Here is a 12,807-nt window from a genome sequence, read left to right as displayed (position 1 = left end):
TTTTATGATTTTTGATTATCGTTGTTCTAAAAGTAAATCTAAGTCTGGCTCTTGGGAAGGTCAAGTCCAGTTGCTCACTACCGTTCATCCCTATGAGATAAAAATAACCGCTCGTGGAAGTTGTTTTCACATCATTTGTGGTCACTACGCCCATGGTAACTTCTTATGTATTCCTACCCATGGCGTGGCAACTGAACTTGCGGCACTAACCGATACCTTCTGGAACTTAGAACGCCTTACGAATTATCATCCGAATTTTTCAAAAACAGATGCCATCAGCATTATTTATGCCTTGAAGGCGATTAGTTCATATATAGATATTTAACTCAAATCATAAGCGAGGTCACTCGCTTTTTTTCTTTGGATCATTTAATATGCACTAAATATGAGGCAGTTTATTTAATGTGCTCATTAGGCCGCTAATAATTTGCTTCTGATCCCTAGACTAGGCACAATTTAGGATTAAACAATGCGACTGATGGTGGTGCTTTTAATTTGACGGATAACAATATAACCGGTCCCCAAGTCTGTTGAAGCACTTGTAACTTGCCCTTGAACCTGTCCACTTAAAACTGGGGCAAGTATGGCATCTACGACCATGATGTTATCATTGCCGAAAAATCTTTCAAGACCGTCTGACCGCTCGGGATCGTTTCCATAGAAGGTTTTATATTGTTTATAGATTTCATCTAGTTTGATGTGAAATTCCGTTTTGACCCATGTTTTTCCTTCAACTTGTCTTTCTTCACCATTTCCGATTTGTGTCATAGGCATATATATCGTCAGAGCTTCACCGTTTTCAATGGGTGCTGTGAGTTTTACGCCTACGGTTCTAAAAGCGTAACCATTTGTTGCCATGGGGACGTCTGTTAGCATGATGAAGGCGTTGTAGTTATCATCATAATCTAAAAATTGACCTTCATCTTCGGCAATTGAAATTCCATAAGTTAATTGTAAAAGCATTGAGATAATTAAAAAAATGCTTATTTTTTTTTTCATAAAGACTCCTTAGTTTAAAGGTTTGAGAGGAATAACATCACTCAAGTAAATTTTCCCCCCCAATGTGATTCTTGCATGATCCCACTCAACACCAAATTGTCCAAGATATTGAGAGGTTTTCACTTCAAAATCTACGTAGTACCATTGATCCACTTTAAGGTCAATATCACTCATACTTGCTTCTTGACTCGGAAAATGATAAACAAAATAGAGTCTTCCTCTTGTTCTATTTGTCCCATCAGAACTACGATAAAACAATGATTTATCTGTTACAAAATAGCTTTCCATTACAAGGGTATTATCTGTTATCCACTGTAATCGTCTATTAATCCAATCTTCTGTACTGTGGTCATCTACTTCATAGTATTTTAAGTCTTTTTCATATGTTGTGATATCATCGTATGAGAAGTTATAAAGCACTTTTAAGCCATTTACCGCAGTATCATAGTATTCGTCAACGGCCTCTTTTTTCTTTTCATAGGTTTTGTAAAATGGTGATTCCCACTCTGAATTGATATAGCCTTCGTAATCGTAATAGTCTGCTAGTCTACCTGTAGACGCATTATTAGGATGTTGTTTAAGTTCGTTGTAAACTAACTTTTCATCAATGATTGGTTTTCCATTTTCGAAAGGAACGGTTTTAGTAGTAGTGCTTTCTTTGGGTTCAACATGTGACACTTTGATTGTAGTAATATTAGGGTTTTCCATTAAATCCATGACAGGATCAAGTCTTTTAGATTTATCCATCACTCTTTCAATTACAACACATGTCGCCCCTCGATTTAATAACCCTTTTGGATTAAAATAGCTTTGACTTACTGTAAACACCCCTTTTTGAAGCATACTGTAAACACTATCCCTATAAAGCGAATTAATCTGATCGTGGTCAAAGATCACTTGATCCAGTATAGGTGTGTAGCACTGGTCATACTGAATCCCCTCTTTGATCTGTAACGCTCTATAAAGTACTGTTGCGGATTGTTCTCTTGTGATTTCATTTGTAGCATCGGCCATGGGCTCACCTGTTTTAACAAGTCCAAGTTCGTACGCCCTTTTCATGATCGGCACATCCCATGATTCACTAGAGCTTGCACCTTGTACCGTCTCATTCATGGCTTTAAGGGTTAGAGATAGAAACTCCACGTTACTGATGGATTTGTCGGGTTTGAATGTGCCATCAGGATATCCTGAGATTACGCCTTGGCTGACAAGTGAAGTGACGAAGGGTTCTGACCAGTGACCTTGAATATCGGTTGGGGTGGCTGTAGCAAAAGCTGTTTGGGATAGTATTGTGATGCTTAAAATTCCTATGAGTGCTAATTTTTTAAAGTTCATAAATTTCTCCTTCCAATTTTCTAAAATGATCAATTTGGCATTCTTTTAATTCAACGTCTATAGAAATGATTAAATCCTTTTTTACTTGTTGCTTATTGCTTGTTGCTTTTATAGCCCACATGTCATTTTCAATATTTAAAGCCTCCCATACAATCGTATGATCAGGATAATGATAACCAAGATTAGACAAGGTAAAACCTTTCAAAGCGTCTACTCAGCCCGCTTCGCTACCTTCGTAACACTTGCACAATCCTATCGGATTGCATTCAGTGGGCGTTTGGACTCCCACTGAATTAGGAATATGAACCCCCACTTTGAGAAGTGGGGGACATCTCCTCAAGGGTTATATTCATCATGCTTTAGATCATTATTATCATTTAATAACGAATACATTTTTTTTAGTATAACACAGGACATTAAGTAAAATCAAGATCATTTTTACATATTATTACATCTTTTTTGTGATGTATTTTTTGTGATGAATTCTTTTTAAGCTTTATTGCTTTTGCACAAGGCGTTTCATAGATCTGTGACCTATACATTTTGACTTCATAATCACCTAGGCCGTTTGCTCTCTTGTTGTGAGTTCTTGGTTTGTGAAGGCAAATTGCTATAGAACGCAAAATAGAGACGTCCCGAAGGCATCTCTATAAGGCATTATTTTCTATGAATTTGGGTATGTATGCCCGATTTTATGCGTATGATCTCATTTGTACCCTCGTATTCCATTCTAATCTCTGGTTTGTAGCAAATATTTTCCATGACCCAGATGACCGTGTGATCTTTATAATGCATTACGATTCTCCTTTAAAATTTAGTCATATTGTTGTGAAAGTACTATTGTCTCTTAACAACAAATGCGTTTTTTAAAGTATATCACAAAGTGTTACGGAAAAGCAACAATTATATAACATTTTTTTACATCTTATTTTTGTTGCGTTGTGTACGTGATACAACACGTAACACGTGGTATTTGTAATCTTTAAAAAATTAAGGCTTCTTCCATGACGAATTAAAAATCATGACAGAAGCCTCTCCATAAAACGGATACTCAGTCCGCTTCGCTACCTTCGTAACACTTGCACAATCCTATCGGATCCTCAAGGGTTATATAAGCTCCACTTTCTATTCTCTCTTGTTAACAAAATATGAGATCGGAGATCTAGCACAAAGTAGATGGGAGAAGCGAAATTGGCTTTTGACACTCTAACCTATATAGCATTTGAAAATTCAGGAGACCGCCTCACAACCATCCCAAACCAAATATAGACGATAATCCCCTTAAAAATACTGCTTATGGTAATCGTCCACCAAATGCCATTGAGCCCTAAAGGCGTCTGAGTACTTAAATAGTATGCAAGCGGAATTCTCAAAGCATTAAACACGATGCTGATAAAAGCAGCTGGTTTTGTATTGCCAATACCGTTGAGTGCACCTGTGGCTGTAATTTCAATACACATAAAAAGCTGAGATACTGCAAGAATTCTGAGATAATCCACGCCTTGAATAATCGCAAGCGGTTCTCGGATAAAAATCATAAAGAGCCACTTTGCACCCAAGAATAACAGCAAACTGTTAAAAACGCCCAATAGAACAGCAACGCCAATTGCCTTCTTATAACCTTCTACGACACGCTTAAATTGCCCTGCACCATAATTTTGCCCTACAAAAGCGCCCAGTGCCACAGCAAAACCACCTGCTGTCATCCAAGAAATAGCTTCAATCTGTGAACCAACCTTCTGAACCGCAATAGGCGTTGCACCATAATCCGCAATTAGGCGCGCTATAAACATCGATATGAAAGTAAACAGCCCACTCTGGATTGCTGGTGGCATGCCCATAGCCACAATCGTTTCAATACTCTTAATATTTGGTTTTTTTATAAATGTAAAATGATGAAATAAACTGTGCTTAAATTTGATATAATAAACAAATTGCAGAAAAACAACAAATTGAGCAAAAATAGTGGCAACCGCTGCGCCTACAACTCCAAAAGCTGGTATTGGACCAAAACCCAGAATTAAAATAGGATCTAATATAATATTAATAATCAAACCCGTTGCATTGACTTTAAAAGGTGATTTGCTATCTCCACGGCCATTAAATATACCTGTAAAGACTTGATTTGAAAAAGAGAACACCATGCCTAATGCAATAATCATCAGATAGGCTTTACTCATAAGTTCCACTTCAGCATCCCTTGTGTTAAAGAAATCAATTAAGCTTTCCTTAAACAAAATAAGGACAACTGTATACAAAATGCCGATTATAAAGATCACTTGAAAACCTGATCTTGCATAATTTTCAGCCGCATCTTCATTATTTGCACCAGATGCCTGAGCTACTTTTACTTCCGTTCCCGTTTTGGAAATCAGTATAAATGCAAACGAAAACCATACATAAAAACCTGCAATGCCAACTGCAGCCACAGCTTTCGATCCTAGAAAACCAATCCAAATCATATCCGTCATGTTATAGGCCATTTGCATAAAGCTAGTGCCCATGATTGGAATGGCCATTTTTAGCAAATTTGTAATAATTGATCCTTCAATTAAGTTGATCCGATCGTTGCCCTTGTTCATAAAAGTGCCCTCATCTCATCACTAAAATTCTATTCGAATTATTATAGCATGTTCTAATTATTTCGGGCAACTCAATATTTTTTTCACACTCTGACGCTAAAAACACCACATGATCCGTGATAATAAATGTTTCATGTAACCACAAAGAGCAGGCTGAACATTACTGCTCTTTGCTGAACGAAGACTAATGATATTAACAAAACAGGGCAACCTATTTCTAGGCTACCCTCTCATCAAACCACACATGCAATGTTATATTTCAAAATAAATATTGAGTTAAAGTATCAAAAGTCAACAGTTAAGCAATCCTCTAACCCTATTTAGAATTTTAGTGAAATCTTAAAAACGCTTGATAGGCTTTATAATATGCATTCAGTGCATTTGTCACGTCATTCTTCGCAGAAATCAAATTTTTTTCAGCTTTTGATACATCAATTTGTGTGACAAGACCTAGCTCAAATTTCACATTCGCTGTTTTTTGACTATTCTCAGCTAACGTTAAACTATTTTGTGCAATTTTATAATCCAAAAGCAAACTTTGCAAATTGTCAAAATCTGTATATACTTTGTACTGAATTGTTTTTTTCCTTTTATCGGTGTCCAACGTGTTCTCTTCAATATTTGAATCAAAGTTTTTATATGCGCTTACACTACTCGTGTAAACTCGCTCAACTTTTTTTTGTTGCTCATACTTTTCGATGTCTTCCCTATAGCTCGCTAGAGTGGCGTCATTCTCAACATTTTTCTTAATAATTGTATTTAAATCCAACGTTTCAAGCGCTAAATAATTGCCTGTTAGAATAGAATTTATATTGGTCGTATTGGGAATATACTTGACCACTAATTCATTTGTAATTAAATAATTAAAATCCATTAACGTTAAATTTTTATTGCGAATCGCATTTTCTAAATCTTTGTTTACAGTATCAATTTCAATCTCATAAGGTAACACATCATTTTCTGTAATCTTACCCAATTGGAGTTCCAAAGACTTTTGTTCAAATTCTTTTTGATCAATTACTTTCAAATTTTCATAGACAGTTATTTGATTTTCTTTTGTCACTAAATTTACATAATAATCAATCACACTTTGTTCTAACTCAAAAATTTTGTCTTCATAACTTCTTTTTAAACTATTCAACTTATTTTGAGCAATCACAGGATCCACATAAACCGCAGTTGCTCTATCATTTATTTTATTTTCATCATCATAAATAAAACCATCTAATCGACTTGACTCATTCTTAACCTCAATTATAATTTCTTTTTGTATTTCAATTTGCTTTGCAATGCTGTCAAGTTCACGATTATTTTTAATCATCATTTGAACCGCATCTTCATATGAAATTGAGATAGGCCCTTTGGACTCTTCATCTGCAAATATCGGTAACGATCCAACTTGAAAAACAAGCAAAATCGTCAATGCAATGTAAAGATACTTCTTCATTTATACGTCCTCCACTTTATAATTTCAAACCATTCGCTGTAAACATCTCAATTTTCTGACTCAATAAAAGCATTTCATTTTTTAAAGACATCGCTTTAATTTCAGATTGAAAAACTTTAATTTCATATGAAAGTCTATCTGTGTCTACAACTTGCCCTAGCGCCTCCATTTTTTTGAGTTTTGACAAATAGTTCTCGTCATACTTTATCTGCGTTTGGGCAACATTTAATTCTTCTTTTAACCGATAAAATTCACTCAAATATGTTCTCAAATTTGTGTAAACGCTTTCTTTTGAAGTTACTTGAAGGGCTTGACCTTCTTCATATCGTCTTTTAAAATCTAATAAATCTGATTTTAAAATAAAGACTTCATATTGCTCAACATATTTCTTTTCATTTTCAAGTGCTTCCATCTGGCGATTAGCTGCAATCACATCCTTATTGGCGCTAAGAGCTGTTTCATAGTATTGACCAAACTGAGTTTCATCAAAATCACTTAATGTAAAAACCGGGACCGGAAAACTGTAAATTTGGTCGAATTCCAAACCCGCCTGAGACATAATGTTCAACCTAAGGGTATGCGCTTGAAGCTCATTTTTGCGATATGTGTATTTTAAATTATCGAGTTCAACACGTGCCGTTTCTGCAGCCACCTCACTAATTGTCCCAAGTTCCTTCTTCTTCAAAATACCTTCATATGTCTTTTTTGTCTTTTGTACCATTTTGTCATATAATTTAACTTGTTCATTGAGAACACTTAAACTAGACAGCATTGTGTCCACTGAATAACTTAATGTCGTTTCCAATTTTTCCCTGCCCACCTCTAAAGAGAGTAACTGAGCTTTCAAATTTTCGGGTTGAACCAAATTGGGGTATGCAAATTCATAATAATGGCCTTTTCTTTGATCCTTCATTCCAGAGGGTCTGTCCACCAAATAAGGCATATAATCAAAACGGTCCACATTTTCTCCCAAATCTGAAATATTTTTTTTGAGATCACGAACATCTTTCACATTATTTATAAAGAGCTCTCTTAATTCCACAAGTCCAATCTCTATTGGAATTTTTTTTGACTCATCCGTCGCATCTGCTTGAACACTTGCCTCTTGTGTATCTTCAGCAAAGGTCGAAAGAGGTACCACTGTCATAAGCATTACCCCTAGAAGCATTATACTTACCATTTTTTTTACGATTTTTATGTTCATAATTATTTTTTCATACCTCCTTACAACTATCCTGTGTTCATTATAACCTTTTATAAATATAAATCACTAGCTTTTAGAATTAATTAATCTTTTTTTATCCATATTTTAAGAAACTTTTAACACATTAATCATTAATCTCAATATTTAGATAGTGAAAGCCCTCTCGTATCATTCAAGGGGGCTTTTCTCTAATGTACCTTTTAAACTCAAGTAATTCTGCTTTAATCTTGAAGAATCTCTACACGCGTTGAAATATTTTCAATCCTAATTTCATTCATATCTTGAAAAGGATAAACTTGTTGCACTGTTGTATACTGGCTTATTTTGCTTCTGTCTTTTGAATCAATGTAAATCCGAACTTGATTTCTTGAAGCTGTTATCTGATCTACTTCATAACCATCTACATCAAATGTCAGCATAGAAAGTGAATTAGCATTAATATTAGTTGTAAAATTAATCGAAATGATACCTGAGGATCTAGAATAAGTCACATAATCAACGCGATTGCCATTTTGCGTAATTTGCTCAATCCCCGCACCTATATATTCTGTTAGCGCAATGTAACCTTTGTTTGCGTTAAAAGTCTCTCCATATGCAGTTTTAGTATTCTGACCAGAAGCTCTTAAAAAAATACCTTTATAATCATTGACGTCTGGGTTTAATGTAGCTGTGATAATACTTTTACCCTCTTTTTCTGTAACAAAGTAATCTTCCATCGTATAATGAATGTTATTTCTTGCAATATCAAAATCCGACACATCTACATCTACAACTTTATCAGATAATAAAATTTCACATTGATCATCTCCTATATATCTAAAAGAGATCACTTCAATACTGCTTTTTTCTTGTAAGTCCACTAGATTCTCATTTGATTCTGTTTCATTTCCAATTTTATCTTTTACTTTTGCTACAATTAAATCTGATGTCTCTGCCTTATCATCGCTATCTGATACAATGTCCATCCCATCATAGGCTTTTGTTGCAACTATAAGTTGGACTGTCTTTTCATCAATTAAACTGATATCAATCGCCGATGTTTTGATTTTATCTAAATAAGTGCCATTGATCCGATAATTAGATTTATCTAGCACTGAGTATTCTCCCGAGGTATTCATCGGTTTATCAAAAGTTATAATAACATATTGTTCAGTACTTCCAATATAAAATACTTTAGCCGTCCAGTTTGCTGGGGTTGGTTTTTCCATATCTTTAATTGTAAAGCTATGTCCAGAATCCAAAAGAGGGTTTCCATAATAGTCATAGATATTACTGAAACTGAGCTTATAGGATCCGTTTAATTTATTAGCAAATTTCAAAGTAACTGTTGCCGCTTTAGAATCATATAAAACTTGAGAAATATCTGCTTTTTTCCCATTAGAATCAAGTAAAATATAATTTGATTTTACATAAATTTCACTACCCGTATTTCTTAACGTTTCACTAAAAGAAATTTCAATTGTCTTTTCATCTCTTACGTTAGGCTCGCCTTCAACCGTAGGTTTTGTAGTATCTGCGCCCATGTTTACAACAATTTTTTGAGAGGTGTTCTTATTTCCAAAGAAATCAGAAATCGTATCATTTAACACGAACACTTCATTATCACCTGCCGTAAATGGTTTATTAGAAAAATTCAGAGTCATTTCTCTACCGTTAATATTTTCATCTTTAAGATTATTGTCTATTGTGTATGCCGCACTATCATGATAATAAAAAGCAGTTTGTCCATTTAAAAGTTGAATATTCTCACTCCAAATTAAAACGACTTCCTTTGGGCTCACCACACGATAACTTACAAGTGTTGGTGATGTTGTGTCTGATTTATACTGAGCGACTAATTCAGTTGCAAATAAATTGAAACCTGCGAAATCTTTTAGACTTGTTTTTGCGACTACTTTTACATTGTCCACTATTTTAGTATTACACTTAATAATTGCCACCTTATTGTTCTCAGTCAACTTAACACTATTGATGTTGATCTTGCCATCATTTAGTAAAAAGTCCGAGATACTAAGTTCCGGAATCGTGTCCTCGTCAATCCTAGGCGCTATATCTTCATCACTTTGTATGGGTTCATTAAATGTAACTTTCACATAATAATCACCAATGATTTCTGCTGACCGCATTTGAGGTAACGTACTATCCAAAAATTTTACACCCATTATTTTTTTTTCTTTGAGGATCGTACCATCAGTCGCTTTAATATCAGCTAGAGTGATATCCATCACCTTATTCTGGCTAATCGGTAGATTGGGAATTATTCTAAGTCCCATACCATCCTCTAAAACCTCAATTTTATCGGCTTTTAAGAAAAAATTAGTTTCTTGTTTTAAAGTTACGCGTTCACTTTCAATATTGTGTTGCAAATCTAGTTTTTTATTAAATAGGACTTCAATTTCAGTTAAGCCAATGGACTTATAACTCAGAACTTCCAATGCATCCGTGTTCACCACCGAAGTACCAGCTTCTCCCTGAAATAAGGATTCTGGCAATTTACCAAGTTTTAATCCCAGTGGCACTGTTTCCTGATTAGCAGGAATCTTTAAGGCTCCCCACATACCGTCAAAAGCTTCTCCACGTCTGATTGCGGCATTATTTTGAGCCGTAAATTGAATTCCTATCGTATTCATATCCAATATTACAGTTTCCCATGAGTAAGCATACCCTAAAGCATTCATGAGCATTGCACTCCACTCTTGCTTAGAAACCGAACTGTTGGGCTTAAAAGTACCCTCTGGATAGCCGCTGATCCATTTGTTGATCTTAGCAAACGTCACATAAGATGCATACCAGTCTTTTGAATTTACATCCGTAAAATTCTGTATGTAAATAGACTTAGACGCCTCCGTTTTCTTTCCATACATTTCTGATAATAAAACACAAGCTTGTGCCCTAGTCAAATTTTGATTCACCATCAAATCGCCATTATCCCCCACAATAAAACCATATTTATGAAGCAACTCCGCTGAAGACTCATTTTCAGCATAACCTGTAATTCCAGACAGTGAAAGTGATATTAAAAGCACCGCCAGTGCAAATGATAATTTTCTTTTCATAAAACCAACCTCCTCAAAACATACATTTTATATTAACAAAATAAATAGTGCTTACTTTTCTCATTATATCAAAAAAAAAATTGTGCAAATGTTAAGGTTATATTTCAAATCCAAATCCACGGAACGATCCTCTTCTTAAAAGTAAAATCAATTTTCTTTTTAAAACACATCTCAAAACTAAAATTTGAAAAGATTTATGACCCCATTACTAAGTGAAAAAATAATGATCCCTGCCACAAAATTTCCAATCAAAATAGCCGGAAAAGCCCACTTAAACCGGATATCCAATAAAACAGCTGCCAATGATCCCGTCCAAACGCCTGTTCCTGGAAGCGGAATCGCAACAAATAAAAATAAACCCCATACGCCATATTTTTGTATCCTATGGCTCTTATTAAGTGTTTTTGTCTCAATGTGTACTGTTAGTCGGTTAAAAAATGCCGTCTTCTTCAATAGATTTAAAATGGGTCTAATACCAAACAATATAAAGGGAACAGGAATCATACTCCCAATTAAACTGATTAAAAGGGCGTGCCAAGGATTCATGCCCATTGACAACCCAAGTGGAATCGCCCCTTTAATTTCTATTATAGGCAACGCTGCTGTAAACATCACCTTAAATTCATTTGTCAATACTGCTTTTATAATCTCAAACATCCCTTAATCTCCTTGGCAATACAACGTGCCTTTTGCAGGTTATTTAAACAATCTTTTGGAAAACAGCCTCGAAACACTCATTTTATCCTCTTTAGTTAAAATAAATCCCCAAATCAAGGTCAAGTAGATCAACATAAATCCAAAGCCATAAGATAGAAAAGTGACAAAAAAATTATCAAAAGGATTATGACCTAACAAGTATTTTATAGGCAAATAAGAACCTATCCCCATTAAAATGACTTTGAATCCGCTCATTGCCACTAGACTAACACCAAACTGCTTTTTAAACCACCACATTCTTATAATATTGCCGACCAAATAAATTAATACACTTATATAGGCAATGCCAATGATACCATATCTACCAACAAGTAATATATCCAATAAACCATTAATTGTCAGCATCGCCATTCCTATGCGCCACTCAATTTTTTCAAGCCCTACCATCGCATTTAGAAAAGTTAAAGGACCAAAAAAAGCATTGATCAACTGCGCAAAGGCAAGTGCATATAAAACTTTATCTCCAACTAAAAACTCCGGACCAAATAACGCCAAAACTTCATGTCCAAGTAACAATAACCCTCCAAAAACAGCCGTATTAATGACTAAAATCCATCGATTGACTTCAAAATAAGTCTGTTTTAAATTTACAAAATCTTTTTCTGAATAATACCGTGCCAAAACAGGTGCCATCATAGATCCCCCTGTTATGAACATAAAGTTACCAATATAAGCGAGCTTGTCAACGATACTGTATATGCCTACATCGGCTTCTGTCAACTGATATCCAATCACATAAGCATCTATTCTACCCATTAAAAACTCAATCAAACCCACTAACACAAGTGGCATTGAAATCACGATTAATTGCCTATATAATCTTTTGTTCTCGAATTTCAAACCTATGAGAATTTTTCTACGGACAAGAATCCCCATAAGATAGATAACATTAATCGACCACGCAAAATAATTTGAATAGATCAGAGTCTGCAGTGTTGCTTGGTCAAAAAGAAGCACTCTTATAAAAAAAAAGAGCACTAATCCAACAGGCATCAATATGTTTTTACTGAAAAAGAAATGCTTAATCCCGCCAACTGTTCTAAAAATACCTTCGCTCATCTGCACAAAAGCTATTGGAAATATCAATGGCAAAAATAACTTTAAAGCATTCTCCAAATGAACATTATTTAACATCACCACAGAGACAAAATTTGAACTCAGAAAGAGGAATAAACCTACCAAAATGCTCATCCCCAGCAAGAAGTAGATTGCAAACGAAACTAACTCTTTTTCTTTTTGAACATCTTTAAGTCCAGGTATAATAGCTGTTAACCCATGATCCATTCCGAGTTTTACCGCTATAGCCAAAAACATAATTAATGTACTAATATAAACATACGTGCCATATCCCGACGCACCGATATATTTTGCTGCCAGAAAATTAAATATAAACATAAAAAACGCATCGATGATTTTTCCAACGAAAAGAATCCCGGATCGCGTTGTAATTGATTTGACTTGACTCAT

General features: G+C 34.8%; 11 protein-coding genes. 1 reads left to right on the top strand and 10 read right to left on the bottom strand.

Annotated elements, in window-relative coordinates:
- Positions 1-4: 4 nt before the first annotated feature.
- Positions 5-325 carry a DUF6618 family protein gene (locus F3D3_RS11595; RefSeq protein WP_069873694.1) on the top strand — a complete coding sequence of 107 codons (321 nt, stop codon included), beginning with the start codon at positions 5-7 and terminating at the stop codon, positions 323-325.
- 137 nt (positions 326-462) lie between these two features.
- Here the strand turns inward: F3D3_RS11595 and F3D3_RS11590 are convergent, their stop codons facing one another.
- The 10 genes from F3D3_RS11590 to F3D3_RS11550 all read right to left on the bottom strand — a co-directional run bounded on the left by F3D3_RS11590 (position 463) and on the right by F3D3_RS11550 (position 12,807).
- Positions 463-999: a hypothetical protein gene (locus F3D3_RS11590; protein ID WP_069874099.1), complete on the bottom strand. Its 537-nt coding sequence runs from the start codon at positions 997-999 to the stop codon at positions 463-465.
- Positions 1,000-1,008: 9 nt separating this feature from the next.
- Positions 1,009-2,334, bottom strand: a complete 1,326-nt coding sequence (locus tag F3D3_RS11585) for an S-layer homology domain-containing protein (RefSeq protein WP_069874097.1) — start codon at positions 2,332-2,334, stop codon at positions 1,009-1,011.
- Entirely contained in the window at positions 2,324-2,539 is a 216-nt protein-coding gene (locus F3D3_RS11580) for a hypothetical protein (RefSeq protein ID WP_139132077.1), read from the bottom strand. The genes F3D3_RS11585 and F3D3_RS11580 overlap by 11 nt, the downstream gene beginning before the upstream one ends.
- A 452-nt stretch (positions 2,540-2,991) precedes the next feature.
- Positions 2,992-3,129 carry a hypothetical protein gene (locus F3D3_RS24125; protein WP_175438359.1) on the bottom strand — a complete coding sequence of 46 codons (138 nt, stop codon included), beginning with the start codon at positions 3,127-3,129 and terminating at the stop codon, positions 2,992-2,994.
- Positions 3,130-3,545: 416 nt separating this feature from the next.
- Complete coding sequence (locus F3D3_RS11575; RefSeq protein WP_069874094.1) at positions 3,546-4,916, bottom strand: MATE family efflux transporter; 1,371 nt, start codon at positions 4,914-4,916, stop codon at positions 3,546-3,548.
- A 328-nt stretch (positions 4,917-5,244) separates the two neighbouring features.
- A complete protein-coding gene (locus F3D3_RS11570; protein ID WP_069874092.1) occupies positions 5,245-6,363 on the bottom strand; it encodes a TolC family protein in 1,119 nt (372 codons plus the stop codon).
- Between the two features lie 16 nt (positions 6,364-6,379).
- Positions 6,380-7,567: a TolC family protein gene (locus F3D3_RS11565; protein WP_069874091.1), complete on the bottom strand. Its 1,188-nt coding sequence runs from the start codon at positions 7,565-7,567 to the stop codon at positions 6,380-6,382.
- A gap of 221 nt (positions 7,568-7,788) precedes the next feature.
- Positions 7,789-10,623: an S-layer homology domain-containing protein gene (locus tag F3D3_RS11560; RefSeq protein ID WP_069874089.1), complete on the bottom strand. Its 2,835-nt coding sequence runs from the start codon at positions 10,621-10,623 to the stop codon at positions 7,789-7,791.
- Positions 10,624-10,800: 177 nt separating this feature from the next.
- On the bottom strand, positions 10,801-11,280 hold the full coding sequence (locus F3D3_RS11555; protein ID WP_069874088.1) for a small multi-drug export protein: 480 nt from the start codon (positions 11,278-11,280) through the stop codon (positions 10,801-10,803).
- Positions 11,281-11,319: 39 nt separating this feature from the next.
- On the bottom strand, positions 11,320-12,807 hold the full coding sequence (locus F3D3_RS11550; RefSeq protein WP_069874086.1) for an oligosaccharide flippase family protein: 1,488 nt from the start codon (positions 12,805-12,807) through the stop codon (positions 11,320-11,322).

This window comes from Fusibacter sp. 3D3, from assembly GCF_001748365.1.
In the GTDB taxonomy this organism is placed as follows: domain Bacteria; phylum Bacillota; class Clostridia; order Peptostreptococcales; family Acidaminobacteraceae; genus Fusibacter_A.
The sequence above is the reverse complement of the archived record's forward strand: the minus strand, read 5'-3'. Positions and strand labels throughout refer to the sequence as shown.

Bases quoted from the DNA above. Each gene is read 5' to 3' on its own strand.
- F3D3_RS11595 (WP_069873694.1), top strand. From the start codon at position 5: ATGATTTTTGATTATCGTTGTTCTAAAAGTAAATCTAAGTCTGGCTCT.
- F3D3_RS11590 (WP_069874099.1), bottom strand. From the start codon at position 999: ATGAAAAAAAAAATAAGCATTTTTTTAATTATCTCAATGCTTTTACAA.
- F3D3_RS11585 (WP_069874097.1), bottom strand. From the start codon at position 2,334: ATGAACTTTAAAAAATTAGCACTCATAGGAATTTTAAGCATCACAATA.
- F3D3_RS24125 (WP_175438359.1), bottom strand. From the start codon at position 3,129: ATGCATTATAAAGATCACACGGTCATCTGGGTCATGGAAAATATTTGC.
- F3D3_RS11575 (WP_069874094.1), bottom strand. From the start codon at position 4,916: ATGAACAAGGGCAACGATCGGATCAACTTAATTGAAGGATCAATTATT.
- F3D3_RS11570 (WP_069874092.1), bottom strand. From the start codon at position 6,363: ATGAAGAAGTATCTTTACATTGCATTGACGATTTTGCTTGTTTTTCAA.
- F3D3_RS11565 (WP_069874091.1), bottom strand. From the start codon at position 7,567: ATGAACATAAAAATCGTAAAAAAAATGGTAAGTATAATGCTTCTAGGG.
- F3D3_RS11560 (WP_069874089.1), bottom strand. From the start codon at position 10,623: ATGAAAAGAAAATTATCATTTGCACTGGCGGTGCTTTTAATATCACTT.
- F3D3_RS11555 (WP_069874088.1), bottom strand. From the start codon at position 11,280: ATGTTTGAGATTATAAAAGCAGTATTGACAAATGAATTTAAGGTGATG.
- F3D3_RS11550 (WP_069874086.1), bottom strand. From the start codon at position 12,807: ATGAGTCAAGTCAAATCAATTACAACGCGATCCGGGATTCTTTTCGTT.